General features: G+C 60.3%; 31 protein-coding genes. 11 read left to right on the top strand and 20 right to left on the bottom strand.

Annotated features, from left to right (window positions below; all coding sequences use genetic code 11):
- Window positions 1-53 precede the first annotated feature (53 nt).
- The 5 genes from JFT81_RS27695 to JFT81_RS27675 all read left to right on the top strand — a co-directional run bounded on the left by JFT81_RS27695 (window position 54) and on the right by JFT81_RS27675 (window position 4,613).
- Window positions 54-734 carry a response regulator gene (locus JFT81_RS27695; RefSeq protein WP_201230734.1) on the top strand — a complete coding sequence of 227 codons (681 nt, stop codon included), beginning with the start codon at window positions 54-56 and terminating at the stop codon, window positions 732-734.
- Window positions 734-2,056: an ATP-binding protein gene (locus tag JFT81_RS27690; RefSeq protein WP_201230731.1), complete on the top strand. Its 1,323-nt coding sequence runs from the start codon at window positions 734-736 to the stop codon at window positions 2,054-2,056. The genes JFT81_RS27695 and JFT81_RS27690 overlap by 1 nt, the downstream gene beginning before the upstream one ends.
- A 207-nt stretch (window positions 2,057-2,263) precedes the next feature.
- Window positions 2,264-2,749 (top strand): GNAT family N-acetyltransferase, encoded by a 486-nt coding sequence (locus JFT81_RS27685; RefSeq protein ID WP_201230729.1) that lies wholly within the window; start codon window positions 2,264-2,266, stop codon window positions 2,747-2,749.
- Window positions 2,750-2,892: 143 nt separating this feature from the next.
- Window positions 2,893-4,305, top strand: coding sequence for an aspartate aminotransferase family protein (locus JFT81_RS27680; protein ID WP_201230727.1), 1,413 nt, complete (start codon window positions 2,893-2,895; stop codon window positions 4,303-4,305).
- A gap of 83 nt (window positions 4,306-4,388) precedes the next feature.
- A complete protein-coding gene (locus JFT81_RS27675) occupies window positions 4,389-4,613 on the top strand; it encodes an MbtH family protein (RefSeq protein ID WP_041478467.1) in 225 nt (74 codons plus the stop codon).
- A gap of 203 nt (window positions 4,614-4,816) precedes the next feature.
- Here the strand turns inward: JFT81_RS27675 and JFT81_RS27670 are convergent, their stop codons facing one another.
- From JFT81_RS27670 to soxR, 11 genes are all read right to left on the bottom strand, one after another.
- Window positions 4,817-5,722, bottom strand: a complete 906-nt coding sequence (locus JFT81_RS27670) for a zinc ABC transporter substrate-binding protein (RefSeq protein WP_201230725.1) — start codon at window positions 5,720-5,722, stop codon at window positions 4,817-4,819.
- The gene (locus JFT81_RS27665; protein WP_201230716.1) at window positions 5,723-6,622 is read right to left on the bottom strand and encodes a metal ABC transporter permease; all 900 of its coding nucleotides are present in this window, start codon (window positions 6,620-6,622) and stop codon (window positions 5,723-5,725) included. It lies immediately after the preceding gene.
- Window positions 6,622-7,467, bottom strand: coding sequence for a metal ABC transporter ATP-binding protein (locus JFT81_RS27660; protein WP_242485671.1), 846 nt, complete (start codon window positions 7,465-7,467; stop codon window positions 6,622-6,624). The genes JFT81_RS27665 and JFT81_RS27660 overlap by 1 nt, the downstream gene beginning before the upstream one ends.
- On the bottom strand, window positions 7,464-8,393 hold the full coding sequence (locus JFT81_RS27655) for a metal ABC transporter substrate-binding protein (RefSeq protein ID WP_201230714.1): 930 nt from the start codon (window positions 8,391-8,393) through the stop codon (window positions 7,464-7,466). Before JFT81_RS27655 ends, JFT81_RS27660 begins: the two co-directional genes overlap by 4 nt.
- Window positions 8,394-8,428: 35 nt before the next feature.
- Window positions 8,429-9,004, bottom strand: a complete 576-nt coding sequence (locus tag JFT81_RS27650) for a DUF6162 family protein (RefSeq protein ID WP_201230712.1) — start codon at window positions 9,002-9,004, stop codon at window positions 8,429-8,431.
- Window positions 9,001-9,342, bottom strand: coding sequence for a hypothetical protein (locus tag JFT81_RS27645; RefSeq protein ID WP_201230709.1), 342 nt, complete (start codon window positions 9,340-9,342; stop codon window positions 9,001-9,003). Before JFT81_RS27645 ends, JFT81_RS27650 begins: the two co-directional genes overlap by 4 nt.
- Window positions 9,339-9,881, bottom strand: coding sequence for a thiamine pyrophosphate-binding protein (locus JFT81_RS27640; RefSeq protein ID WP_201230707.1), 543 nt, complete (start codon window positions 9,879-9,881; stop codon window positions 9,339-9,341). Before JFT81_RS27640 ends, JFT81_RS27645 begins: the two co-directional genes overlap by 4 nt.
- Entirely contained in the window at window positions 9,878-11,080 is a 1,203-nt protein-coding gene (locus tag JFT81_RS27635; protein WP_201230705.1) for a PepSY domain-containing protein, read from the bottom strand. Before JFT81_RS27635 ends, JFT81_RS27640 begins: the two co-directional genes overlap by 4 nt.
- A gap of 368 nt (window positions 11,081-11,448) precedes the next feature.
- Window positions 11,449-12,324: an alpha/beta fold hydrolase gene (locus tag JFT81_RS27630; protein ID WP_201230703.1), complete on the bottom strand. Its 876-nt coding sequence runs from the start codon at window positions 12,322-12,324 to the stop codon at window positions 11,449-11,451.
- A 169-nt stretch (window positions 12,325-12,493) separates the two neighbouring features.
- The gene (locus JFT81_RS27625; protein WP_201230694.1) at window positions 12,494-12,952 is read right to left on the bottom strand and encodes a VOC family protein; all 459 of its coding nucleotides are present in this window, start codon (window positions 12,950-12,952) and stop codon (window positions 12,494-12,496) included.
- 144 nt (window positions 12,953-13,096) lie between these two features.
- Window positions 13,097-13,549, bottom strand: a complete 453-nt coding sequence (soxR, locus tag JFT81_RS27620) for a redox-sensitive transcriptional activator SoxR (RefSeq protein WP_201230689.1) — start codon at window positions 13,547-13,549, stop codon at window positions 13,097-13,099.
- Between the two features lie 93 nt (window positions 13,550-13,642).
- Here soxR and JFT81_RS27615 point away from each other — a divergent pair, with 93 nt between their 5' ends.
- The gene (locus JFT81_RS27615; RefSeq protein ID WP_201230687.1) at window positions 13,643-14,008 is read left to right on the top strand and encodes an antibiotic biosynthesis monooxygenase; all 366 of its coding nucleotides are present in this window, start codon (window positions 13,643-13,645) and stop codon (window positions 14,006-14,008) included.
- Here the strand turns inward: JFT81_RS27615 and JFT81_RS27610 are convergent.
- From JFT81_RS27610 to JFT81_RS29555, 5 genes are all read right to left on the bottom strand, one after another.
- Window positions 14,005-15,108 (bottom strand): sigma-54 dependent transcriptional regulator, encoded by a 1,104-nt coding sequence (locus tag JFT81_RS27610; protein ID WP_201230685.1) that lies wholly within the window; start codon window positions 15,106-15,108, stop codon window positions 14,005-14,007. The genes JFT81_RS27615 and JFT81_RS27610 overlap by 4 nt on opposite strands.
- A 37-nt stretch (window positions 15,109-15,145) precedes the next feature.
- The gene (locus JFT81_RS27605; RefSeq protein ID WP_201230683.1) at window positions 15,146-16,333 is read right to left on the bottom strand and encodes an acyl-CoA dehydrogenase family protein; all 1,188 of its coding nucleotides are present in this window, start codon (window positions 16,331-16,333) and stop codon (window positions 15,146-15,148) included.
- Window positions 16,334-16,455: 122 nt separating this feature from the next.
- On the bottom strand, window positions 16,456-17,595 hold the full coding sequence (gene ssuD, locus JFT81_RS27600; RefSeq protein WP_201230681.1) for an FMNH2-dependent alkanesulfonate monooxygenase: 1,140 nt from the start codon (window positions 17,593-17,595) through the stop codon (window positions 16,456-16,458).
- A gap of 10 nt (window positions 17,596-17,605) precedes the next feature.
- Entirely contained in the window at window positions 17,606-18,169 is a 564-nt protein-coding gene (gene msuE / locus JFT81_RS27595; protein ID WP_201230679.1) for an FMN reductase, read from the bottom strand.
- Between the two features lie 99 nt (window positions 18,170-18,268).
- Entirely contained in the window at window positions 18,269-18,391 is a 123-nt protein-coding gene (locus tag JFT81_RS29555) for a hypothetical protein (protein ID WP_277952844.1), read from the bottom strand.
- Window positions 18,392-18,558: 167 nt separating this feature from the next.
- On the opposite strand from JFT81_RS29555, the gene JFT81_RS27590 reads away from it, so the two are divergent.
- The 4 genes from JFT81_RS27590 (at window position 18,559) to JFT81_RS27575 (ending at window position 22,769) form a co-directional block, all read left to right on the top strand.
- Entirely contained in the window at window positions 18,559-18,816 is a 258-nt protein-coding gene (locus tag JFT81_RS27590) for a hypothetical protein (RefSeq protein ID WP_201230678.1), read from the top strand.
- Window positions 18,817-18,917: 101 nt separating this feature from the next.
- On the top strand, window positions 18,918-19,532 hold the full coding sequence (locus tag JFT81_RS27585; protein ID WP_201230676.1) for a LysE family translocator: 615 nt from the start codon (window positions 18,918-18,920) through the stop codon (window positions 19,530-19,532).
- A 205-nt stretch (window positions 19,533-19,737) separates the two neighbouring features.
- Window positions 19,738-20,904: an aminotransferase class V-fold PLP-dependent enzyme gene (locus JFT81_RS27580; protein WP_201230673.1), complete on the top strand. Its 1,167-nt coding sequence runs from the start codon at window positions 19,738-19,740 to the stop codon at window positions 20,902-20,904.
- Between the two features lie 56 nt (window positions 20,905-20,960).
- On the top strand, window positions 20,961-22,769 hold the full coding sequence (locus tag JFT81_RS27575; RefSeq protein WP_201230671.1) for an aminopeptidase P family protein: 1,809 nt from the start codon (window positions 20,961-20,963) through the stop codon (window positions 22,767-22,769).
- 43 nt (window positions 22,770-22,812) lie between these two features.
- Here the strand turns inward: JFT81_RS27575 and JFT81_RS27570 are convergent, their stop codons facing one another.
- Together JFT81_RS27570 and JFT81_RS27565 are read right to left on the bottom strand one after the other, a co-directional pair.
- A complete protein-coding gene (locus tag JFT81_RS27570; RefSeq protein WP_201230669.1) occupies window positions 22,813-23,415 on the bottom strand; it encodes a 2-hydroxychromene-2-carboxylate isomerase in 603 nt (200 codons plus the stop codon).
- Window positions 23,416-23,455: 40 nt separating this feature from the next.
- Window positions 23,456-24,184 carry an SDR family oxidoreductase gene (locus JFT81_RS27565; protein ID WP_201230667.1) on the bottom strand — a complete coding sequence of 243 codons (729 nt, stop codon included), beginning with the start codon at window positions 24,182-24,184 and terminating at the stop codon, window positions 23,456-23,458.
- Between the two features lie 92 nt (window positions 24,185-24,276).
- On the opposite strand from JFT81_RS27565, the gene JFT81_RS27560 reads away from it, so the two are divergent.
- On the top strand, window positions 24,277-24,840 hold the full coding sequence (locus tag JFT81_RS27560; protein ID WP_201230665.1) for a TetR/AcrR family transcriptional regulator: 564 nt from the start codon (window positions 24,277-24,279) through the stop codon (window positions 24,838-24,840).
- A gap of 1 nt (window position 24,841) precedes the next feature.
- Here JFT81_RS27560 and JFT81_RS27555 read toward each other — a convergent pair whose 3' ends face one another.
- Together JFT81_RS27555 and rhtA are read right to left on the bottom strand one after the other, a co-directional pair.
- The gene (locus JFT81_RS27555; RefSeq protein ID WP_201230663.1) at window positions 24,842-25,123 is read right to left on the bottom strand and encodes a hypothetical protein; all 282 of its coding nucleotides are present in this window, start codon (window positions 25,121-25,123) and stop codon (window positions 24,842-24,844) included.
- Between the two features lie 168 nt (window positions 25,124-25,291).
- Window positions 25,292-26,179, bottom strand: a complete 888-nt coding sequence (gene rhtA, locus JFT81_RS27550; protein ID WP_201230661.1) for a threonine/homoserine exporter RhtA — start codon at window positions 26,177-26,179, stop codon at window positions 25,292-25,294.
- Window positions 26,180-26,327 lie beyond the last annotated feature (148 nt).

Here is a 26,327-nt window from a genome sequence, read left to right as displayed (position 1 = left end):
ATTGCCACTTAATCTTTCTCTGTTCGAATCGCCTTTTTTCTCCCGGAGCTCCCATGCACGTACTGGTTTGCGAAGACGATGAGCTGATTGCCAGCGGGATCGTTGCCGGGCTCACGGCTCAGGGTTTGACCGTCGAGCACGTCAACACCGCGTCCAAGGCACGGGCAATGCTGAAGGTCGCCGAATTCGACGTGATGGTGCTCGATCTCGGCCTGCCCGACGAAGACGGCCTCAAATTGCTCCAGCAGTTGCGCCAGAACGGCCTGGAAATTCCCGTACTGATTCTGACCGCACGCGATTCGGTCACCGACCGCGTGGATGGCTTGCAGGCCGGTGCTGACGATTACCTGCTCAAACCCTTCGACCTGCGTGAATTGTTCGCGCGGTTGCAAACCCTGTTGCGGCGGGTGGCCGGGCGCAGTGTCAACCTGATCGAACACGGCGCACTGACCTATGACCCGAGCAGCCGCGAAACCATGCTGGCCGGGCAACCGGTGGACTTGTCGCGACGCGAGCAATCGTTGTTGCAAGCGCTGTTGCACAATCGCGGTCGCGTGCTTTCCACCGAACAACTGAAGGACAGCGTCTACGGCTTCAACGATGAGCTGGAAAGCAACGCGCTCAACGTGCACATCCACCACCTGCGCAGCAAACTCGGTAAAGGTATCGTCGAAACCGTGCGCGGTCTGGGCTATCGCCTGGGCCCCGCCGATGGCGGAGATCAAGGCAAGTGATGAGTTTGCGATTGCGTCTGAGCCTGACCCTCGGCGCCGCGTTTGCGCTGATCTGGGCGCTGGCAGCGGCCTGGATGCTCAGCGACCTGCGCAATCAGATGATGTTCTCCCTCGACCAGCGCCTGGTGGCTTCGGCGCGGATGGTCGCGGGGCTGCTGGAGCAATTGCCGGCATTGCCGAGCAAAGGCGAGGGCACCCATTTCAGTGCCGAACAACTGAATATTCCCGGCGGCATGGCCTGTCAGGTCAGCTCGTTGCGCGGGGAAATACTCGCGCGCAGTCACAACCATCCCGAACAGGCACTGGAAGCCGAGAAAATGGGCTTCCACGATCAGATGATCGATGGCGCACCGTGGCGCAGTTTCACGCTGGCACGCGGCGATGTGCGCATCACCACGGCGGATCGGCAGATCGAGCGCGAAGCCCTGAACATGTCGATTCTGCTGGCCGCTTCGGTGCCGGTGGGCGTGGCGTTGCTCGGTTGTCTGTGCCTGCTGTGGCTGGGCATCGGCCAAGGCTTGGCGCCGCTCAATCGCCTGCGCGAAGCCTTGATGCGGCGCAATGCCGATTCGCTTGAACCGTTGCAATTGCAGTCCTTCCCCAGCGAATTGAAACCGCTGCTCGATACCCAGAATCAATTGTTCCAGCGCATCGGCAAAACCATCGAGCGCGAACGCCGCCTGACCGGGGACGCCGCCCATGAGCTGCGCAGCCCGTTGACGGCGATCAAGACTCACCTGCAAGTGGCGCGCATGACTGAAGGCAATGCCCGCGACCAATCGCTGGCAAAAGCCGAAGAGGGTGCCGACCGACTGCATCGCACCCTTGAGCAATTGCTGTTGCTGGCACGGGTCGAAGGCAGTCTGTCGTTCGACGACGGCTCGCAGTGCAGCGCCGAGCAAGTGGCCAGACTGGCGATTGCGGATGCCACGGGCGGTGAGCGCCTGCGGATCAAACTGCAACTGCCGGCAGAACTGTCGGCAGCGCCATTGCACATGCCCGCGGTGCTGTCGATTGCGGCGCTGCGCAATTTACTCGACAACGCCTTGCGTCATACACCGGAAGATTGTGCGGTCGAGTTGAGCCTGGAAACCATTGGCAATCGCGTGCGGTTTGTCGTGCGGGATCATGGCCCGGGCATTGCGCCGGATGATTTGCAGCACCTGACTCAACGCTTCTGGCGCAACGGCCAAAGCACCGGCTGCGGACTCGGCCTGGCGATCGTGCAAGCGATCGTTCAGCGTTGTGACTGCGCACTGCATTTCGACAGCCGCCCGGATGGCCTGCGCGTCGAACTGACGATGCCCCTGCAACCCGCCTGACCCGTACGGCCCCTGTAGGAACAAGGCTTGCCCGCGAAGGCGTCGGCACATTCAACATCGAATTGCCCGTCAGATTGTCCTCGCGGGCAAGCCTTGCTCCTACAGATCGGATTCTCATCAAATGTAACTTCTTGGCGTTCGCTATCCGGGCGAGGCGGGGGTAAGGTCAGCCCCAGCCTTGACTCAATGGATTGAGGGAACAGCGCCATGGAAGCACCCATCTGCATTCGTCCGGCCGTCCTGGCCGACGCCGGCATCATCAGCCGCATCACCGAGCGCTCTATTCGCGTCGGTTGCGCATTCGATCACCGCAACGATCCCCAACGGGTTGAAGACTGGCTCGCGCAACTGTCTGCCGAGAACATCAGTGGCTGGCTGGCCGACCCGCATTTTTATGTGAATGTCGCACTGCTGCGGGACAAACCGGTCGGCGTCGGCATGGCCACCACCACCGGGGATATCGCTTTCTGCTACGTGCAGCCGGAATGGTTTCGCCGAGGCGCGGGGCGCGCGCTGATGGAAGATCTTCAGGGCTGGCTGCGCATTCGTGGCGTGCTTCACATCAACCTCGTCAGTACCCGCACCGGCGAGGCTTTTTATCGCCGTCTGGGCTATCGCGAATCGGCGCCACCCATCACTCACAAAGGCTTGCAGACCCTGGCGATGCGCAAGTCATTCGACTCATCGGCCTGACAACTCGATCAAGGGTCTAAATCCTCAGGACTCTGAAGCGTTTCCAGAACAGGAAAACCTGCAAGTGCGCCCCGCGAACGGAACGCGCACCTGTCCGGTGTGCTGTTTTGGTCACTATTCATAGCCAATTGAGGGGTCGAGAGATGTCAGTCGCCACCAGCCTTATCGAAGAGTCGTCGGCCCGGGTCAGCTCGGTGCCGGCGGAAACGCTGTACCAGTTCAACGAGTCGCCGTTACTGGCCCGTCAGGCCCAGCAGGAATCCAACGCGCGCAGCTATCCGCGACGCATTCCACTGGCACTCAAACGTGCCAAAGGCCTGTACGTCGAAGACGTTGAAGGGCGCACTTTCATTGACTGCCTGGCCGGCGCCGGCACGCTGGCCCTGGGGCACAATCACCCGGTGGTGATCGAAGCCATCCAGCAAGTGCTGGCCGATGAATTGCCTCTGCACACCCTCGACCTGACCACGCCGGTCAAGGATCAGTTCGTGCAGGATCTGTTCGCACTGCTGCCATCGGAATTGGCCGCGCAAGCGAAAATCCAGTTCTGTGGCCCGACCGGCACTGACGCGGTCGAAGCCGCGCTGAAACTGGTGCGCACCGCTACCGGTCGCAGCACGGTGCTGTCGTTTTCCGGTGGTTATCACGGCATGAGCCAAGGCGCATTGAGCCTGATGGGCAGCCTGGGGCCGAAAAAGCCCTTGGGTGCTCTGCTCAGCAGCGGCGTGCAGTTCATGCCGTTCCCGTACGACTACCGTTGCCCGTTCGGTCTCGGTGGCGCCGCGGGTGTCAAAGCCAACCTGAGCTACCTGGAAAACCTTCTCAACGATCCCGAAGCCGGCGTGCAACTGCCCGCGGCAGTGATCGTTGAGGCGGTGCAGGGCGAGGGCGGCGTGATCCCTGCCGACATCGAGTGGCTGCGCGGTTTGCGCCAGATCACCGAGAAGGCTGGCGTCGCGCTGATCGTCGACGAGATCCAGAGCGGTTTCGCCCGTACCGGCAAGATGTTTGCCTTCGAACACGCCGGCATCACCCCGGACGTGGTGGTGCTGTCCAAAGCCATCGGCGGTAGCCTGCCGCTGGCGGTGGTGGTCTATCGCGAGTGGCTCGACACCTGGCAGCCGGGCGCTCACGCCGGCACCTTCCGTGGCAACCAGATGGCGATGGCCGCCGGTTCCGCGGTGATGCGTTATCTGGTCGAGCACAAGGTCTGCGAGCACGCGGCGGCGATGGGCGCTCGCTTGAGCGAACATTTGCACATCCTGCAGCGCGACTTCGCGCAATTGGGTGACATTCGTGGTCGTGGCTTGATGCTCGGTGTCGAACTGGTTGACCCGAACGGCACGCCGGATGCGCTCGGTCATCCACCCGCGTTCGCGCGTCTGGCGCCACTGGTGCAGCGCGAGTGCCTCAAGCGTGGCTTGATTCTGGAGTTGGGCGGCCGGCATGGCGCAGTGGTGCGCTTCCTGCCGCCGCTGGTGATTACCGCCGCAGAAATCGACCGGGTCGCCGAGATCTTCGGCCGTGCCTTGGCCGCTGCCACCGCCGCTGAGTAAATTTTTCGCTGCGCCGAACGTTCTTTCTACATACCCGGCTGCACCCGTTGTGCAGCCCACCCTTATAACGATGGAGAACCAGCATGACGTCAGTATTCGACCGCGAGGACATCCTCTTTCAGGTCGTGGTCAACCACGAAGAGCAGTACTCGATCTGGCCGGACTACAAAGCCGTGCCGGAAGGCTGGCGCACTGTGGGCAAGAGTGGCCTGAAAAAAGAGTGCCTGGCCTACATCGAAGAAGTCTGGACCGACATGCGTCCGCTGAGCCTGCGTCAGAAGATGGACGCGCAGGTCGCGGCCCAGTAAGGCATCAGGCAAAAAGAAACCCGCTGGACCGATAACGGTCAGCGGGTTTTTTCATGCCCTGGATTTGTGTTGATGATCAGGGCCTCATCGCTGGCAAGCCAGCTCCCACAGGTGTCGGGGGGTGATTACAAAATCTGCGTTCACCGCGAACCCTGTGGGAGCTGGCTTGCCAGCGATGAACGATAACGCCGTCTCGGGTGAAATTACGCCCCGCTCAACCCCTTGAGCAGCAGATCCACATTCCCCTCCAGCTCCGCCACCGGATCGGCAGCATCGGTACTCAACACCAGCAGCCGACTCCCCGACTCGGCAATCGCCGCTTTCACCGCGTCCGAAGGCTGGCGATGATGCAGCACCACCGCCACATCATTGTCCTTCAGCTGCGCGGTGAGCTTTTGCAGATCTTCAGGAGTCCACTCTGCATCTGGCCGTGAGTCCTCGCCGATCAGTTCCAGATTGAGACTGCCGATCAGATAGCCGAAGTGATCGCTCAAGCTCATCACACTCAGATTGTCGGCACTGGCCAGGCGTGCCTCGCTGTCCGCGCTGAGTTTCAGCAAACGCTGTTTCAACGCTGCCAGGTTGGCCTCGATTGCCGGCTTGGCGCTCGGTGCCAGACGCACCAGATCCGCCGCCATCACGTCCGCCATGCGCCCCATGTTGTTGCTCGCCAGCCACGGCTGACTGTTCAAGCCATCGACCTTCAGACCCGGTTGCACGGCAATGCCGGGCAGGGCGCCGTCCACCGGACGCGCGGCATCGACTTCGACGATACGAATGTTGCTACGACGGGCAATCGGGTACAGCGGGTCATCAGACCACAGCGAGCGCACGCCAATCACCGCGTCGGCATCGTTCGCCAGCTTGCTCAGCGCTGGCGCACCACGCCCGGTGAAATAGGCGGTCTGGCGACTGCCCGGCAAGTTCGCCGGCGCTGCACGTTCGAGCTTGATGTCGGTGCCTTTGAGCAGCACCTCGCCCAGGCCGTAGGTAATTGGCAACGAGGCCAGCACCCGCAGCGGTTTGCTGCTTTCGGCGGCGATCAATGGTGTGCTGACCACGCCGCAAAGGGCCATGGCCAGGGTCAGTTTGCGCAATGAAAAAGTCATTTATCCAAGATTCCCTTTCAGGCTCGGGACAACCCCGCGCGCGATGGCAGCGAGGGCGAAGGCAATGCCGGCGACCAGAATGATCGCGGCGCCGGACGGAATCGGCAGATCGAAGACGATCGGCGCGAGAATCCCGCACAAGGTGCTGACGGTGGCGATCAATACCGAACACCAGAAAAAGCCTTTCAGCGACTGGCTGAGCAAACGCGCCGCCGCCGCCGGAATCACCAGCAACGCCCCGACCAGAATTGCGCCGATGACTTTCACCGCCGCCACGGTGATCAGCGTCACCAGAATCACAAACAGATAATCCAGGGTCTTCACCGCCACCCCGCGCACCGCGGCCAGTTGTGGGTTGAAACTGGCGAGCATGATGCGGTTGTACAACGGCAGCGCCAGCGCCATGACCAGCGTACCGACGATGGCCAGCACCGCAAGGTCATTGCCGTTGACCGTCAAGACCGAACCGAACAGCACGTTCTCCAGAATGTGTACGTTGATCTTGCCCGCCAGAATCAGCAGCAGGCTCGCGCCCAACGCCAGAGAAACCGAGAGGAACACACCAATCAAGGTATCCGGCGCCAGACCGGTACGGTTGCGCAGATAGTTGAGCAGGATGCCGAACAACAGGCAGTAGCCGAACAGGCTGCCGTACGGACCGGTGTAGGGTTCGCCGAGCAGGATGCCGATGGCCACGCCGGTCAGCGCCGCGTGACCGACGGCTTCGGAGAAAAACGCGAAGCGCTTGACCACCACCAGCGTGCCGAGGCCGCCCAGTACCGGGCCGATCAACAGACCGGCGAGCAAGGCATTGACGACAAAACCATAGGCGAGCGCTTCCGGCAGATACCCGGAGGAGGCCCAGCCCTGCACCATCAAACGAAAGGCTTCATAACTCATCAGACAGCGCTCCGTGGATGGGTCGAAAACAGGCTCAGCAGACGTTCCGGGGTCAGTGCCTGTTGTGGCGTGGAATCGAACAGCACGCGACGGTTCAGGCCGGTGACGCGATCAGCCAGACGCCCGACCGCTTCCAGATCGTGTTCGATCCACAACACGGTGATGCCCGCCGCGCGCCAGTCGCCGAGCAGGCGTTCGAACACCTGGATCCCGGCCTCATCGAGGGCCGACATCGGTTCATCCAGTACCAGCAATTGCGGGGCAGGGATCAGGCCTTGGGCGAGCAACACGCGTTGACGTTCACCACCGGACAGTGCGCCCATGCGCCGTTTGCGTTTGTCCTGCATGCCGACCCGTTCCAGCGCCTCGCCGATGGCGCCGGCGTAGTGCTTGCTCAAACCGAGAAATGCCGGGCGACGCTGACACATCGCTGCCATGAAGTCGTCGACGGTCATCGGCAAACCGCGATCGAATTCCAGCGCCTGCGGCACATAGCCGATGGTGCCGGGCGCGCCGGGCCATTGCAGGCTGAGCTGGCCCTGATGGGGCATTTGCCCGAGCAAGGTCTTGATCAGCGAACTCTTGCCGCCGCCATTCGGGCCGACCAGCGCGTGTACATGGCCGGGCTGCACGGTGAAGGTGACGTTGTCGAGAATCGTCGTGCGACCCAACGTCAGGCTGACATCCTTGAACTCCAGAGTCGGCCCGGAAACCTCTGGGAGCGAGCCTGCTCGCGAAGACGGAATTTCATCCAATAAAGATGTTGGCTGATCGAGCGCATTTGCGAGCAGGCTTGCTCCCACAGGGGATTTTGAGGTGTCGGAAAGTGTTTCATTTGCAGTCATGCGCCCGACTCCTGAATCGCCCGAACCACGGTGTTGAGGTTGCCGGTCATTTCCTTTTCGTACTTGTCGGCGGTGTATTCGCCGTAGGAAATGTGCGACAGCGGGTACAGCTTGACGCCCGACTCACGTTGAATGGTTTCGACGTAAGTGGAGGGGAAGTCCATCTCCGAGAAGATCACTTTCACGTCCAGTTCGCGCAGTTGGTCGATGGTCTTTTTCAACTGACTCGGGCTCGGTTCGATGCCGTGTGCCGGCTCGACCACCGCCGTCACTTCCAGGCCAAACTCGCGCAGCAGATAGTCGTAAGCCGCATGCACCGTGGCAACGCGCAGCTCGGCGTTCGGCGCCTGCGTCAGTTTGGCCAAGGCGTCGGCGCGCATCTGCCGCAGGCGCTTGCCGTAAGCGCGGGCGTTCTGGGTATAGGTCTTGGCGTTGTCCGGGTCGAGTTTGCCCAGCTCGCGGGCGATGTTGTTGACCTGGGCAATCGAAGCGCTGATCGACAGGAACGTGTGCGGGTTGACCACTTTGCCGGCACCGCGCGCGGCGACGCCGGTAGCGGCCAGCAATGGCACGTTCTCGTTGGCCTCGATGGTTTTGATGTTCGGCGTTTCGCTGGCGGCGATCATGCGGTCGGCAAAGTCGTCATGGCCGACGCCGTTGAGCACGATCACATCCAGTCCGCTGATGCGCTTGATGTCCTCGGCCCGTGGCTCGTAGGCGTGCGGGTTGAAACCGGCCGGGATCAGCGGCACGACATCAGCCTTGTCACCGACGATGTTCGCCACATAGCTGTAATAAGGGTGCAGGGTGATGCCGATGCGCAGGCGTTTGGCTTGATCGGCGCTGGCCAGCGGGCTCAGCAGGCAAGCACACAGGCCCAGCAGAAACAGACGAAACAACGGACGGCGAGGCAATGAAATAGACATGGGCAAGCGGTCTTCTCTCGGAGGAAGGCGAGGAATCAATGGCGATGTTCGCGGGTAACCCCGGCATCGTATTGCGCGACGATCTGTTTCCAGCCAGCGGCGGACAGGGCGGCATCGGTCAGTTCGGTCGGCGCCTGGAGACTGGCATCGCGGTTGAGCCAGATGTTCGGCGCAGCCTGGTCATCGGCACTCAGCAGCATCACGAACGAGCCGGCAACGGTGGTTGTCTGGCTAAGGCCGAAATAGGCGCTGTCGGCCAGCAATTGCCAGGCATGACCACCACGGCTGACCGAACTCGCGTCTTGGGCAAACGGGGCAAAACCTTCGTCCGCGAGGTTCTGTGGCGTCGGCAGGGTGTGTTGCTCTGCGCGCAGCAGGCGGATTTCGTCGAGGGTCACGTGCAGGTCGGCATAGATGCCTTGTTCGGCGGCGCTGAGGTCGCGGCGCGCATCGAGTTGGTTGCCGGCGACCGGTTCCGGCTCATGGGAAACCCCGCGCCAGGCGACCACGGAGCTGGCAATCGCCAGAATCAGCAGGCACAACAGCAGCACATTGAGGGTTTCATGGCCGGCACCGGCCGGGCGCACGACGTGAGTGGTGGACGTACTCATGGGGTCTCGATATCCGCTTGGTCGATTTCCACGACATGGCCAGGGCCGGCGTCGAACAGCACATAAAACTCGGCGCCGGGTTTCTTGAAGGTCACGGTGGAGTCAGCGCCAAGCTTGCCCGGCAGCAGAATCGTTTCGTCATAGCCGATCACGTCAAGCGTTACGCCCGGCGCGCCGCTGCCATCGGAAAACCCACCTGTACATTTGATCTGCTCGGCATCGATGGCTTTGCATTCGCACATCGGGTTGTGCGCCAGTGCGCTGGCACTGAAACCGGAGCTCAGCACCAGCAGCGCGGCACTCAGCCGCAGACGGGAAGGGCGTTGCGAGCAGGTCATGGTTTGGCTCCTTGTTTGTTCAACCAGGCAACGGTGGCGGGGGAGGCCTGGCTCAGGGGAATCGAGGCCTGATGCATGCTGCCGTCCCAGCCTTCCATGGTGATCCACAGTTCGGCGTCGGCTTTGGTCTTTTCCGGAATCGGCAACTGGCTGCCCATGCGATAAGGCGTACCGAAGAAAATCACTCCGGCGGCGCGCAGGCTGCGCGGTTTGCCGATGCGCAGATAGGTGGCCTTGACCTGTTCGACGCAGGCATCGCACACCGCTGCATTGAAGTCTTTCATGTAGCCGGCGGGCCCACTCAAGTGCGGTGCCTCGTTGCGCAGTTCGGCCAGGCGCAGGCTCCACGGCCCGACCTGGACTTCGCCGATTTCGCGCTCGCCCAGGCCGCTGTCGCCGCGAAATAGCGACGCGTCGGCGAAGTACTTGGGCATGAAGCCCAGCGGGATCAGGAGCAACAGCACATTGATATGGAAGCGCCATTTGTGCCAGAAGCGGCTCAGGCGTGACGGCGGGCTGGCGGTGCTGGACTGGCTCACAGGCTGGCCTCCGAGGTTTCACGGGCGAGGGCCGGTTGTGCCGGGGCGCTGCGGCTTTTCTTGTTTTCGCGCTTGAGCGCATTGGCGGTGGCCAGCGCAGTGCGTTTGGTCCAGATCAGCAGACCGCTGAGCACCATCATGCTCAACAGCAGACCGAAGAAGAACCAGATCAGCTTGATCCACAAGCCGCCGAAGTCGCCGGTGTGCAACGGGCGCATGGATTCGGTGACGAACTCCAGCGAAGAGCGATCGCTGAGCAGTCGTGAGGCCGCCAGGTCACCGTTGAACGGGTTGAGCGTTGCGGTCTGGAACATCAACGGATACCAGCCGCGACCGCCGACACTCATGTGGCTATAGGCGTTGCCCGGCAGGCTGACGAAGCTGACTTCCAGACCAGGGATTTTCTGTTCGGCGATTTCCACTGCGCGATCCAGACTGATCCGCGGCGGCGGTGCGGCGTTGGCCGAGATCGGCACGGCCTCGCGCGCCATCGCCGGAATGATTGGCTCGGTCGAGATCGACACTTGGTTGTCGTACAGGAACGCTTCGATCAGGAACCAGGTGCCGGTGACCGAAATCACCGCGATGAACCAGATCGACCAGATCCCGCTGAGGCGATGGAAGTCACCCCAGAAAATCCGTGCGCCGTGGCGAAGACGCAGGGTCGGGCGCAGAAAACCTTTCCAGAATCGCTTGTAAACCACGAGGCCAGTGACCAGCGAGGCGAGCATCGGCAAACCGAGGAACGACACCAGATACCAGCCCCAGCTGTAGCCATTGGTGAACGGCACCAGCCACCAGCCGTGCAGGGCTCGGGTAAAGGCCTTGAAGTCGAAGTCCGGTGCGGTGCCTTGAATCACGCCGGTGTACGGGTTGACGTAGACCGTTTGTGAGCGGCCGTCGGGGTAGCTGACGGCGACATCCAGGGCGAAGTGCGATTCATCCGGTCGGCTGATACTTTCAACCAGGGTTTGCGGCTCGGCTTTTTTGATCGCGGCCAACACCTGCTCATAACTGAGCGGTTGTGCATCGTCAGAGGGTTGGCTGGCGCGCATTTGCGGGTTGGCCAGCCAGACGATTTCCTGACTGACCACCGCGAGCGTGCCGGTGACACAGACGATCAGGACAAAAAACCAGATTGGCAATGCGAGCCAGCTGTGCACCAGGAACCACAGTTTGGAGCGAGATTTCTTCGACATGATTGCGCGTCTTTATAGCGTTGGGAGGGCGCGGTTCTACGGGCTTCGCAGACAGCAGTCCTCGAAAGGCCGGCCGTGGCTTTTGCCTACGCGAACGACCTGCATCTCTATAGGACGAATAAGCTACGCAAATCCCGAAAAGGGATATGAAAGCAAATGTTTCGCAGTTCCCCTTGTGGGAGCAGGCTGCCGGCGAATAAGGCGTGTGAGGTAATTCGTCTGTGCCTGACAGACCGCTTTCGCGGGCAAGCCTTGCTCGTACGTGCGCCAGTGTTGTCATGAAGGCGGATTCTGCTGTGGCGGGATATGTCACAACCGGCGCTGGCGGCATCAGCCGCCAGCGGGAGAGGGGGACTCTGAGGCTGGGTTCAGCGCAGGAAAGCCAGTGCTTCGGCGAGTAACAACTCAGGTACTTCTTCGGCGATGTAGTGGCCGGCGGGCAGGGCCTGGCCGCTGACGCTGGCGGCCACTTGTTGCCACTCCCTGAGCGGATCGAAGCAGCTTCCGACGGTGCCTTCGGCGCCCCACAGAACCCGTAGCGGCAGACTCAAGTGGTGCCCGGCGGCGATGTCGGCACGGTCGTGTTGCAGATCGATGTCGGCGCTGGCGCGGTAGTCTTCACAGATGCCGCGCGCGCTGCCCGGGTGTTGCAGGCAGCGCAGGTATTCGCTGAACGCTTCATCGGTAAACGGCTTGAGCCCGGCGCTGCGACTGCCCATCACGCTGCGCAGATAAGCCTCGGGATCGGCTTCGATCAAGGTTTCCGGCAGCGGCGCCGGGCGGATCAGAAAGAACCAGTGCCAGTAGGCGCGGGCGAAGGCTTCATGGGTTTGCGTGTACATCGACAGCGTGGGGGCGATATCCAGCAGCATCATGCGGTGCACGGCGCCGGGGTGGTCGAGCGCCAGACGATGGGCGACGCGTGCGCCACGGTCGTGGGCGAGGATCGAAAACTGTTCGAAGCCCAGCGATTGCATCAGCTCGACGTTGTCACGGGCCATTTCGCGTTTTGAATAGTTGAGGTGCAGCGCGTCAGCGGCCGGTCGACTGCTATCGCCGTAACCGCGCAGGTCAGCGGCAACCACGGTGAAGTGCTCGGCCAGTTGTTCGGCAATCTTGTGCCAGATCACATGCGTCTGCGGGTGGCCGTGCAACAGCAACAAACCCGGCCCGTTGCCGCCGAGGCGATAAGCAATGTCGACACCGTTGACGTGGCGCTGGTCTTTGAGAAATCCGGCAAACATCGGACTGATCCTTTTTCAGGGTTCTTGTTGCCTGCATCCTGAAAGGGTGCGCGCTTTGCGGCAAGGTGCAAAGCGTGATGGCCCGGTTCATGAAGTGTGATGGGTAGGCGCAGTACCGCCCTCATCGCGGACAAGCACGCGACGTGGCCAGCAATAGCCGCCGAAAAATTCAACCTTGGCTGAACATTTCCATCGCCCGCTGCTTGATCTGCTCCTCGGTCAAATCCTCCTTGCGCGAGGCCAGAAACCACAGATGTCCATACGGATCCTTCAACGTCCCGCTGCGATCACCGTAAAACTGATCCTTGACCTCGGACACCGACGTCGCCCCGGCCTCCAGCGCTCGTTGAAAGGATTTGTCGACATCGGTCACGTACAAATGCAAACCGACCGAGACGGCTTGATCCGGATTGCTCAACGGCCCCTGGTCGCACGGCGAGCCGAGCATGATTGCGCTGTCACCAATGCGCAGTTCGGCGTGGCCGATGCCGCCGTCCGGCATGGATAAGCGCATGACTTCGGTCGCACCAAACGCTTTCTTGTAGAACTCGATGGCCTCGGCGGCTTTGTGGATGCCGAGATAGGGGGTAATGCTGTGATATCCCTCGGGAATGGGTTTGACGCTCATGACGTTCTCCCTGATTGTTGTTTTGCGAGGTAAAGATTCACTATAGAACCGTCCTCGCCGCACGGATTTCCGCCCGACGAGCAGCAGGACGCGTGCGCATACTCTGTGGCTATGGGTAAATCCCCTTGCCACGGGCGTTCTCAGTCAATCTTTAGGGAAGTGCGGCCCCGGCCCCTGTTCCCCAAGCACATCGCCCTGATTGCGCAACGGGCAGGCTTCCATCGACAAACACCCACAGCCGATGCAGCCGTTGAGCCGGTCACGCAGCAGCGTCAACTGCTCGATCCGCTCATCCAGTTCCCGCCGCCACTGCTCGGACAACACCCGCCAATCCGCCGCCGTCGGCGCGCGATCATCAGGCAGAATTTTCAGTGCCTCACCAATCTCAGCCAGCGGTATGCCCAGACGTTGCGCCACTTTGATCAGCGCCACCCGGCGCAATACTTCGCGGGGATAACGTCGCTGGTTGCCGGCATTGCGCTGACTCTTGATCAAGCCCTTGGATTCATAAAAGTGCAGGGCGGTGACCGCGACACCGCTGCGTGCCGCGACTTCGCCGACTGTTAGCTGTTTGTGCACGGTTTCTTTGCTGATCATCTGAAAACAGCCCTTGACCTTGACTTAACTAGAGGTTTTACCCTGCGCTTCTTCGAGTCGCAAGATTCGCCTTACCGATAAGTGGGGACTTTCATGCAAACATCAGCGAAAAACCGCAGCTTCACCCAGTTGATCGAATTCGAGATCGAGCCTCGCCAGCAACCGGCGCTGGTCAGCGCGCTGTCAGTGCAGAGCGAACGTCTGGCCCAGCGCTACGAAGGTTTTGTCAGCGCCAGCGTGCAGGCCAGCGACGACGGACGGCGAGTGTTGAGTTTGTTGCAATGGCAAAGCCGCGAAGCAGGGGAGGCGGCGTTCCGCAGTTTTGAAAGCGGCGAGCAAGACTTCTGGCAATTGATCCACGCCCATCAGGCGCGAACCATTACGTTCAATTCTTTCCAGGTGTTGAGCAGCATCGCCCGCAGTCACGATGATGCGTTGCACTGCAACCTGGTCGGTTAAATCGACAACTGAATCAGTCGCTCACCGTGCAGGTTTTCCGTGAGTCGGCGCTTGTTCACCGCCAGTTCGCCGATCTTGATCAGCCGCGTGCGAGTGACGTTACGGCTGAGACCGAGCAACGCAGCGGTATGCACCTGGTTGTAATGGCAGAAACGATAGGCGGCGCGCAGCAAGGCGTCTTCGACTTTTTCGTGCAACGCGCCGGCCTGCTGTGCGAAGAGTTTCTGAAACGCCTGCTCAAGTAATGCCTCCGGTGAATCGGTGGTGCTGGCGTGGTGATCGTCCGGGCGCTCGATGCGCAAATTCGACAGACGCAAATCATCGCGTTCGATCACGCCGTTGCGGCAGATCAGTAGCGTGTGATGAATGACGTTTTCCAGCTCGCGGATGTTGCCCGGCCAACTGTAGCCGCGCAGTTTGTGTTCGGCGCCGGGGCTGATGACCACGCGTCCATAACCCAAGCGCTGGCTGTAGGCTTCGATGAAGTGCCGGGTCAGCGGCAGGATATCGCCGGGCCGCTCGCGCAGCGGGCTCAATTCCAGATTGACCACATTGAGCCGGTAGTACAGATCCTCGCGGAAATTCCCGGCATTGATGGCTTTCTCCAGCTGCACGTTGGTCGCCGCCAACACGCGCACATCGATGGGAATGCTTTTGCGCGAGCCCAGCCGCACCACTTCGCGTTCCTGCAACACGCGCAACAGTTTTACCTGAATCGCCATCGGCAGATCGCCGATCTCGTCGAGAAACAAGGTGCCGCCGTCCGCTTCCTCGAACCAGCCGGGCTTGGCACTCAAGGCGCCGGTAAAGGCGCCTTTTTCATGACCGAATAATTCCGCTTCCACCAGCGATTCGGAGAACGCACCGCAGTTCACCGCAATAAACGGTCGGTGGCGCCGATTGCTCAGGTTATGAATATGCCGCGCCACCAACTCCTTGCCGGTGCCGGTCTCGCCGATGATCAGCACACTGGCTTCGCTCGGGGCGACTTGCTGCAAATGCGCGAGCAGGGCCTGGGACTTGGGGTCTTCGAATACCTGCGCGGTGGCGCGAATCGACGTGGCCAGAGCGGGTGAGGGCGGTAGGGTCAGCAGTTGCATGGGCTCGTCCTTCTCTTCAGTTCAAATACAGGCAGGATCAGGAATAGAACGTCGGCACCGGCAACGCCTGGTTCAGCGCCCAGTCACCCAGCTCGTGGAGTTTGTAATCCAGCGGGTCGTGCAGGGTTTGCGTGCGCAAGTTGCGCCAGTGGCGATCCAGTCGCAGGGAGGCGTGAGTCGAACGCGCACCCGTGACGTCGAACAAACGACTGCAAATCTCCAGGCCCTGACGGCTGGCAGCGACTTTGGCCGTGGCAATCGCCGTGGCCACATGACCGCGTTCTTCAGCACTGAGGCTCGCACCTTTGGCCCACGCCTCATCGAGCAATGCCGCTGCGCGTTCGACCAATAAACGAATACCTTCCAGCGCAACCCAGAACTCGCCGTAATGCGCGAGCACGTAAGGATCTTCGCGCACGCTGCGCGCCGAAGATTTGTGCCAGAGGCGGGTTTCATTGAGGGTGTATTGCCGCGCTTCTTCGAAAGCGCCTTCGGCAATCCCGAGAAACATATGCGTGAACGTCAATTGCGCGATCAGTGGCCGCAGGCAGGCGAAAGGCGTGCTCAGGGGGCCGGGATCGAGGAGCAATTCCGACTCTTCCACCCGTACCCGTTCAAATGTCGCACTGCCGCTGTCGGTCTGGCGCTGGCCGATGTTGTTCCAGTCGTTGTGCAAGGTGATGCCGCTGCGCCCGCTCGGAATAGCGGCGATCAGCAATTTGCCACCGGCGCTTTCATCGACCGCCGAGGCGATCAGCATTTGCGAGTCGCTGGCGCCAGAGCAGAAACTCTTCTTGCCGGAAAACTCGCGCCAACCGCCGAAATCCTTGACCACGGTGCGGGTGTCGAGCGGGTTGAGCGCGTTGCCCCAGAACCAGTTCTGCCGGGCGGTCTGCTCGAACCACGGTTGCCATTGCTCCGGTCGGGAAAACAAACGCACGGTGGCCAGCATCAAATGATGAAATCCGAAGACATGCGCGATGGAACTGTCGACCTTGGCGAACTCGCGGACGATTTGCAGGGTTTCGCTCCAGCTCGCACCGAGGCCACCGTAACGGGTGGGAATACTCAGACCCAACAGGCCGCTGTCGCGCAGGGCATCACGCTCGGCTTTCGGTGTGCCGCCACGTTCGTCGCGTTCGACGGCGGTGAGGGCGAACTCGGCGGCCAATTGGCGCGCCGTCTGTAACGGGGACAAAAGGGTACTTTGTGGTTTGGCAGTCACACCCACACTCCTAAATTCAAACAGCCCCTGTAGGAGCTGCCGCAGGATGCGATCCTTTGATCTGTTGTTAAAAAATCAAAGGCAAAGATTGCAGCCTGCGGCAACTTCTTAAGGGATTTGGGTCAGACTTTGGCCGGGAGTACGTCGTTGGCGATCATTTCGCCAAACGGCCCGGTGAGGTTGGTCACGCCGCGCCCGGCCAGGCTCGCGTAGGGCTCTGGCAGCAGCGGGAACACCAGTTCGGCAAAGCGGTAAGCCTCTTCCAGGTGCGGATAGCCGGAGAAGATGAAACTCTCGATACCCAGATCTGCGTATTCCTTGATCCGCGCCGCCACTTGCTGCGGATCGCCGACCAGTGCAGTTCCCGCACCGCCGCGCACCAGGCCGACGCCGGCCCACAGGTTCGGGGCGATTTCCAGGTTGTCGCGTCGACCGTCGTGCAGCGCCGCCATGCGCCGCTGACCCTCGGAGTCGAAGCGCGAAAAAGATTTCTGCGCGGCTTCAATGGTCTCGTCGCTGATGTGTTCGATCAGTTTGTCCGCGGCTTTCCATGCCTCTTCGGCAGTCTCGCGCACGATCACGTGCAGCCGAATGCCGAACTTCACCTTGCGGCCATGGCGCGCTGCGCGTTCGCGCACATCGGCGAGTTTTTCCGCGACCGCTGCCGGTGGTTCGCCCCAGGTCAGGTAAACGTCGACCTGTTCTGCCGCCAGATCATGCGCGGCATCTGACGAGCCGCCGAAGTACAGCGGCGGGTAGGGCTTTTGCACCGGTGGATACAGTGCTTTGGCGTTCTGCACTTTCAAGTGCTTGCCGTCGAAATCCACCGCCTCGCCTTGCAGCACCCAGCGCCAGATTTTCAGGAATTCATCGGTGACTTCGTAGCGTTCACTGTGGCTGAGGAAAGTGCCGTCGCCACGGTTTTCGTCCGGATCACCACCGGTCACCACGTTGATCAGCAAGCGGCCGTTGGACAGGCGATCCAGCGTCGCCGCCATCCGCGCCGAAACGGTGGGCGAAATGATCCCCGGCCGAATCGCCACCAGATAGCGCAGGCGCTCGGTCAAAGGCACCAGCGCCGAGGCGATTACCCAGGAGTCCTCGCAAGAACGCCCGGTGGGGATCAGCACACCGTGATAGCCGAGGCTGTCGGCGGCCTGCGCAACCTGTTTCAGATAGTTCAGCGTGACCGGGCGCGCACCTTGGGTGGTGCCCAGATAGTGGCCGTCGCCGTGAGTTGGCAGAAACCAGAAAACATCCATGCACGGCTCCTCAGGCGATTTTCAGCAACGGTTTGATTTGCGTGGCGAACAGCGGCGCAGCGCGTTCGGCGGCCAGGCGAATGCGTGCTTTCAGCGCTTCGCTGGTGATCTGGTAATCGGCGAAATCGGCTTCGGTGGCGTACACGCCAATCGGCAGGGTGACGGCCTGGAAGAAGCTCAGCAGTGGGCGCAACTGATGATCGAGGACCAGCGCGTGCCGTTCGCTGCCACCGGTGGCTGCGAGCAGCACCGGGGTGTCGATCAGTGCATTGAGGTCGATCAGGTCGAACAGATGCTTGAGCAGGCCCGGGTATGAGCCGCGATACACCGGCGCGGCAACGATCAGCAGATCGGCCTGTTCGATGGCTTGCAACTCGGCCTCGACTTCAGCGCTCAGCTCTTGACGCGAGAGGGCACCGCCGAGCGGGCGGGCGATATCGCCGAGTTCGATCAAATGGCTCTCGATCGGCAAATGCCCGGCCAGTTCGGCCAACAGCGCTTGGGTCAGCACCAATGTGCGAGAAGGACGCCAGGTGCCACCGGACAAGGCGACGACTTTCAGGGGACGCGACATGATCAATTCCTTTTTCAACAGTTGCTCAGTGAGCAGTGAATGAGTCACTGGACTCGAGCAAGTGCTGTACCAATTCCTGTGAGTCCCGGTTTACGGGGCTTACAGCGCTATGCCAAAGCCTGCGTGTGTGAGTTTCAGCGCGGTTTGTTGAATTGCTGTTGGCTGGGCAACAGTTGCTGGAGCAACAGTGCTGAGCGCCTGAGGGGATTTATAAAGGCTCATGGTTATTCCGTAAAAGAACCTTAATCGATATTTATAGATCTTTTGGAGATATAAGAACAAGCGTGTCGAATTTCTGATAGCCACTATTGAGAGCGTTGATTTTTGCGCGGGGGTTGCCGGGGGTAGCCTTGCTTCATCAACCCCCCATCGCTCGCCAGGACGCTCCCATGAATCATTTACTGACTGTTTCTCTGATGCTTGCCGTTTCCGTACTCGCCGGATGTGCCAGCCATGTTTCCCCGGAATTGCGGCCCTACACCGCAGAAGAATCCCAAGAGCTGGCGATGGAGGCACTGAACCGCAGCGGCCTGTCCTTCGACGAATACCACGCGAAAAAAGCCCAATTGCTCGGCCAGTCGCACTTCGACAAAAAAGCTGAAATGAGCGCTGAGCTTGCCGTACAGCTGCATGGCCGGCCAAGCTGATAACAAACTGTACTGCCAGAAGTTTTACCCAACTGTCCGTGGGTTTGCCGGGCCGCGTGGGATAGGGTCAACACCTGAATGACCCTGATGGATTGCTTGCCATGACCCTCTCGCTTGATCTGCTGTTGGGCTTTGCCCTGTTCGCCCTTGTCACCTCGATTACACCGGGGCCCAACAACACCATGCTGCTGGCATCGGGCGTGAATTTCGGCTTCAACCGCACCATCCCCCATATGCTTGGCATCACCTGTGGCTTCTTCGTGTTGGTGGTGGCGGTGGGTTTTGGCTTGGGCGCGGTGTTTCAGAGCTATCCCGTTCTCTATTCCGTGCTGCGCTACGTCGGCGCGGCGTATCTGCTGTACCTGGCGTGGAAAATCGCTCACTCGGGCCCGGTCGGCGAGAGCGCGCAAGGCGAAGCCAAACCGATCAGTTACCTCGGCGCTGCGGCGTTTCAATGGGTCAATCCCAAGGCGTGGATCATGGCCATTGGTGCCATCAGCACTTACACGCCGATGCAGGGGTATTTCACTAACGTGATAGTGATCGCTGCGGTGTTTGCCATCATCAACCTGCCAAGTGTTGGCGTCTGGGCAGCCTGCGGCACTTTGTTGCGCAATGTGCTGAAGGATCCGCGCTGGTTGCGCGTGTTCAACTGGGGCATGGCCGCACTGCTGGTGATTTCGCTGTACCCGTTACTTCTCGAAAGCTTTCACTGACGCATTGCTTCAACCGCCGGCCCGATGCCTGTTAAGCTCGGCTTCAGGAGCGTTCCTACGCACTTTTAAATGAAGTTGTTCTTCTTTAACGGCATCCGATCAGGTATTGATGACGCTCTCGAACCAACGCGCAGCTCACAAGGCTGCGTTGTGCCGTTTGCAGACACGAGCCTCCTGATCCCGGAACACGCTCTGCGAGTCTTTTATGAACACACGTCCGTTGTATTTCGATTACGCCGCCACCACCCCGGTGGACGAGCGGGTCATCCAGGTGATGATCGAGTGTCTGGGGTTTCACGGTAATTTCGGCAACCCGGCCTCAAGCTCCCACGCCTTCGGCCAGCAAGCCCGGCACACGGTCGAGCAGGCCCGCCGGCAGGTCGCCGAACTGGTCGGTGCCCAGGCCGAACAGATCGTCTGGACCTCCGGCGCCACCGAGTCCAACAACCTCGCCCTCAAAGGCGTGGCGCAGGCGCGCGGTGTGCCTGGCGGCCACATCATCACCAGTCAGATCGAACACAAAGCCATCCTTGATACCGCCCGCCAGTTGCAGGAAGGCGGCGTCGCCGTGACCTATTTGGTGCCGGACGCCGAAGGCCTGATTACGCCGCAAGCGGTCAGTGAAGCCATGCGTGACGACACCTTTCTGGTGTCGCTGATGCTGGTCAATAATGAGCTGGGCACCGTCAACGATGTGCAGGCCATTGGTGAAGTGGTGCGCAGTCGCGGGGCGCTGTTCCATGTCGATGCGGCGCAGGGCGCCGGCAAAGTCGCGATCGATCTGGCGCAGTGGCCGGTCGACCTGATGTCGTTTTCGGCGCACAAACTCTATGGGCCCAAAGGCATTGGTGCGTTGTATGTCGGTCCGCGAGCGCAGCAACGTTTGCACGCCCAGATTCACGGTGGCGGTCACGAAGGTGGCTTGCGTTCCGGGACTTTGGCAACCCACCAGATTGCCGGCATGGGCGCGGCGTTTGCCTTGGCCGCATTGGCGTTTGATGAAGAGAAAAAAACCATCGTCGCTTTGCGCGAGCGTTTGCTCGAACAACTGCTGAGTCTGCCCGGCGTGCGCCTCAATGGCAGCGCTGGCCAACGTATCCCGCACACCTTGAGCTTGACGTTCAGCGAGGGTGAGTTCAACAGCGCCGCGCTGAGCCATTCGATCGCGTTTTCCGCGACTTCGGCCTGTAATTCCGCGAGTAATGCGCCATCTCACGTGCTACTGGCGCTGGGACATGACGCGCATCTGGCCGGACGCACCATTCGCCTGAGCCTCGGCCGTTTCACCACCGCCGCGGATATCGACAAGGCTGGCGAACTGATCAAGACCGCCTGCGCCAGTGCTCCGGCATTCTGGGCGACAGGGCTTTAAACGAGCCGAATCAAAGGCTACGAACAATAACGATGAAGTGATTAGCAGGAGACATGATGAGTACCCAGACCTCGACCGAAGGATCGGTGCCCCAGCGCTTGGCGCACACCCGTGAACTGATGCGTTGCGAAGGCATTCACGCACTGTTGGTGCCGTCTGCCGACCCGCATTTGTCAGAATATCTGCCGGGTTACTGGCAGGGCCGGCAGTGGCTGTCGGGCTTTCATGGTTCGGTCGGCACGTTGATCGTTACCGGGGATTTCGCCGGAGTCTGGGCCGACAGTCGCTACTGGGAACAGGCGACCAAGGAACTCAACGGCAGCGGTATCGAACTGGTCAAGCTGCAACCGGGTCAACCGAGCCCGCTGGACTGGCTGGCCGAACAGACGCCGGAAGGTGGCGTGGTCGCCGTCGACGGCGCGGTGATGGCCGTGGCCTCGGCGCGTACGTTGAGCAGCAAACTCGAAGCACGCGGCGCGCGCCTGCGCACCGACATCGATCTGTTGCAGGAAGTCTGGAGCGATCGCCCGAGTCTTCCCAACGCGCCGATCTATCAGCATCTGCCGCCGCAAGCGACCGTCAGCCGTGGCGAGAAACTCGCCAAACTGCGCGAAACCTTGCAGGCGCGCGGAGCTGACTGGCATTTCATCGCCACCCTTGACGATATCGCCTGGCTGTTCAACCTGCGCGGCGGTGATGTCTCGTTCAACCCGGTGTTTGTTTCGTTTGCGTTGATCAACCAACAGCAAGCCACGCTGTTCGTGGCACTGAGCAAAGTCGATGCTGATTTGCGCGCAGTGCTCGAACAGAATGGCGTGACGTTGCGCGACTACAGCGAAGTCGCGGATGCACTGCGTGCGGTACCGAGCGGCGCGAGCTTGCTGGTGGATCCGGCGCGCGTCACCAGCGGTTTGCTGGATAACCTCGACAGCGGCGTGAAACTGGTCGAAGGGCTTAACCCGACAACGTTGGCCAAGTCGCAGAAAAGTGAAGCCGACGCCAGGCATATCCGTCAGGCGATGGAGCAGGACGGTGCGGCGCTGTGCGAATTCTTTGCCTGGCTCGAATCAGCCTGGGGGCGCGAACGCATTACCGAGTTGACCATCGACGAGAAACTCACGGCCGCCCGTGAGCGTCGTCCGGATTATGTGTCGCTGAGTTTCAACACTATCGCCGCGTTCAACGCCAATGGCGCGATGCCTCACTATCACGCCACGGAAGAAGAGCACGCGGTGATCGAGGGCGATGGCCTGTTGTTGATCGACTCGGGTGGTCAATACCTGGGCGGCACGACCGATATCACGCGGATGGTACCGGTCGGTACACCGACTGAAGAGCAGAAGCGTGACTGCACGCGCGTGTTGAAAGGCGTGATTGCGTTGTCGCGGGCACAGTTCCCGAAAGGCATTCTGTCGCCGCTGCTGGATGCCATCGCGCGTGCGCCGATCTGGGCTGACAATGTCGATTACGGACACGGCACCGGGCATGGCGTTGGCTATTTCCTCAACGTTCACGAAGGTCCGCAGGTCATCGCCTATCAGGCCGCAGCGGCGCCTCACACTGCCATGCAAGCGGGCATGATCACATCGATCGAGCCGGGCACTTATCGTCCTGGCCGTTGGGGGGTGCGCATCGAGAACCTGGCGATGAACCGCGAAGCGGGCAGCAGCGAGTTCGGTGAGTTCCTCAAGTTTGAAACCCTGACACTGTGCCCGATTGACACGCGGTGCCTGGTGCCTGCGTTGCTGACTGAAGAAGAAAAACAGTGGTTCAACGCCTACCACGCCGAAGTGCGTGAGCGTTTGAGTCCGTTGCTCGATGGCGCTGCGCTGGCGTGGCTGAATACGCGCACTGCCGCTATTTAAGCAGTCGACGCTCGGGCGCTGACGTCAGCGCCCGAGCGGTGGCTTAGATCGAGTTGTGGCGCAATGCCTCTTCGACGAAGTCGAGTCGATCCTGACCGAAGAACAATTGGCTGCCGACAAACATGCTCGGCGCGCCAAACACCCCGCGTTTAACCGCTGTTTCCGTATTGGTCTTGAGGGTGGCCTTGACGGCTTCGTCGTTGCTCAGCGCCAGTACTTCATGCGGGTCGAAACCGTGTTCACTCAGCACTGCCGCCACCGTTTGTGGTTCATCCAGACTGCGACCTTCAACCCAAAGCGCAACAAACAGGCAATCGATAAATGCCTGAAAGCGTTCCGGGTGATGCAACTGGATGCCAGTGACCGCGCGCATCAGCATCAACGTGTTGATCGGGAAGTGTGGGTTGAATTTCAAGGGCACGCCGTAGCGTTTGGCGTAGCGATCCAGATCCTCGAACATGTAGCGGCCCTTGGCCGGAATCATTGCCGGTGACGCATTGCCGGTGGCTTTGAATACGCCGCCCAGCAGCATCGGAATGTAGATCAACTGGCTGCCGGTCTCGGCGCAGATCTTCGGCAGTTGGGTGTACGCCAGGTAAGTGGCAGGGCTGCCGAGGTCAAAATAGAACTCCACGGTTTTCGTCATTATTTGTCTGCTCTCTTTATTGTTATGAAGGGGGGAGGGCTTACCAGCGTTCATTCCAGGGACGCAGATCCAGCTCGAAGGTCCATGCGTCCCGAGGCTGGCTGTGCAGGTACCAATAGTTTTCGGCGATGTGTTCGGGGTTGAGGATGCCGTCCTGATCTTTGGTCGCGTACTTCTCGGGGAAACTGTTGCGGATGAAGTCGGTATCGATGGCGCCATCGACCACCACATGGGCGACATGGATGTTCATCGGCCCGAGTTCACGCGCCATGCTCTGCGCCAAGGCACGAATACCGTGTTTGGCACCGGCAAATGCCGCAAACCCCGAGGCACCTCGAAGTCCGGCGGTTGCGCCGGTGAATAGAATCGTCCCGCGCTGGCGAGTGACCATGCGCTTGGCCACTTCACGAGCGTTGAGGAAACCAGAGAAACAGGCCATTTCCCAGATTTTGAAATACTTGCGTGCGGTCTCCTCGAGAATGCTGCAGGGCACGTTGGCGCCGATGTTGAAGACGAATGCTTCGATTGGCCCGACGCGGGCCTCGATGTCCTCAATCAACGCAATAACGTCTTCTTCCTTACGCGCGTCGCAGGCAAAACCGTGAGCTTCGCCACCCTCTGCCTGAATGGCGTCGACTAAAGGCTGCAATTTGTCGGCGCTGCGCCGTGTGACGCAGGCGATGAATCCTTCCCTGGCAAAGCGCTTTGCAATCGCCCCGCCGGTAGCGTCACCCGCGCCGACAACCAATACGACCTTCTTGTTATTCATGGGTAGATCCCTTTAGTAAACGATCGTTAAGTGAACGAACGTTATGCTAGGATTTCGACAACGTCAAGCGAGTCAATGTTGAGGGAAAACACATGCGTTACTCCGCCAGTCACAAGCTGGAAACCAGAGAGAAGCTGTTGGAAAGCAGTGCGTTGTCCGCCAAGAGATCTGGTTTTTCCACAGTCGGCGTCGATGGCTTGATGAAAGCGATCGGCCTGAGTGGCGCAGCGTTCTACAGCCATTTCTCATCAAAGGATGCGCTGTTCACGGCGATTGTCGAGCGGGAGTTGGGCCAGAGTCTGGAGCGATTGGGTGGGCGAGGCGTGCAGGATCGCCGGCGCATGGAACGTTGCCTTAAACACTACTTGAGCATGGCCCATGTCGAGCAGCCTGAGTCCGGCTGCGCGTTGCCGGCGCTGGGCGCGGAGATCGCCCGTTCAGACCGGCAGGTGCGTGAGCAGGCCGAACTGTGGATCTGCCGCCTTCAGCAAAGTTGGGCCCAGATACTTGAGAGTGACAGCCTGGCGTGGTCGGTTTTGTCTCAGTGCGTCGGCGCATTGGTGGTCGCGCGTATGCTGGTCACGCCGGATATGCAGCGTGCGGTGCTCGACTCCAGCCATGAAGAGATTGGCCGTCAAATTGCCGAGCCACGCTGAACTACTTGCAGATGACGATCATGCTGCGACTGGTATAGCCGGCAGGATTGAGGCCGAATGGATAGTCGCCGGGCTCTTCCACAGCGTCACCTGACTTGGCGATAACTTTGTAGCCTTTTGGCGCACAGGCATTCGCGGCGCTGGCGTAACACTTGTCCCAGGAAGACGAGAGCCCCGAGCAGTTGATGTGCAGGCCTTTTTTTCCGCGTTTTACCTGGGTTTCCGAGGTCGCCGCACAACCCGCTACTGCCAATATGGCGATCAATATCAAAATTCGTTTCATTACCGTCCTTATAGCAGCCTCGAGTCTGTCGCTCGGGTCTGCCTGCATTCGATAGCGCATGAAGCGTGGTGAAATCCCTGTACGAAAAAATCCATATCTGGCACTGAGTTAGCGGCCTAAACATGGCCTAAATCAGCGCCAAATGCCAGACCTTCGTCAAATCCCGTTTCAATCCGCCGCTATGGCCGGTTTGGCGGTGCTGCCCATGGTCAACGTCGCACCGACCGACGCCAGAATAATGCACAGAATCGCCATCCATTGTGACAGCGTGAGGTATTCCTGCAGAAACAGTAGACCGGACAAGGCTCCGAATGCTGGTTCTATGCTCATCAGCGTGCCGAAAGTGCGCGTGGGCATGCGGGTGAGGGCAACCATTTCCAGGGTGTAGGGTAGGGCGGTGGACAGAATTGCGACGCCAATGGCGACAGGGATCAACGAAGGGGTGAGCAGCGCAGCGCCGGCATGAACGATGCCGATGGGCGCAACGAACAGTGCGGCGATCATGACGCCCAATGCTGCAGTTGTAACGCCGTTGTCTGCGCCAGCCTTTTGACCGAAGAGGATATACAGTGCCCAGCAAACGCCGGCACCCAATGCATACCCGGCTCCGACCAGATCGATTCCGGCGGATGTTGCACCGGTAGGTATTAAAAGCAGCAGGCCGATTGCCGCCAGGCCTATCCATAGAAAGTCGATTGCTCGACGAGAGGCATATATGGCAACGGCCAGCGGGCCGGTGAATTCGAGTGCAACCGCGATACCCAGCGGTACGGTCCGCAGTGACATATAGAAGAGGAAGTTCATACCGCCCAATGCCATGCCATAGACGATCACGGTGCGCAGCGATTTGGCGGTCAGCCTGGCGCGCCAGGGTCGTAGCAGTAGCAGCATGATTATGCTGGCGAAGATCAGCCGTAAGGTGGTTGTGCCTTGTGCGCCTACCACCGGAAACATGCTTTTCGCCAGCGAGGCGCCGGACTGGATCGATGCCATGGCTATCAATAGCAGGCCAACCGGGAACAACATTGAGGCAAGCGTGCGAGGTTGGTCAGTCATTGCGAGGCATCTTCCAGGGTAAGAGCAGGTTTTTGTGGGTGATTGGGCAATATACTGCGCATTCGCCGCGATGACGTCTATATATAAGCAGGCTTTTTAGAAGAGTTGATAGAAAAGATAAATTAACGGTTGACGGCAGATTCTGGAC

It is taken from the genome of Pseudomonas sp. TH43 (assembly GCF_016650635.1).
GTDB lineage: Bacteria > Pseudomonadota > Gammaproteobacteria > Pseudomonadales > Pseudomonadaceae > Aquipseudomonas.
Note: the sequence above shows the minus strand (reverse complement) of the source record. Positions and strands in the feature narration are given on the sequence as shown.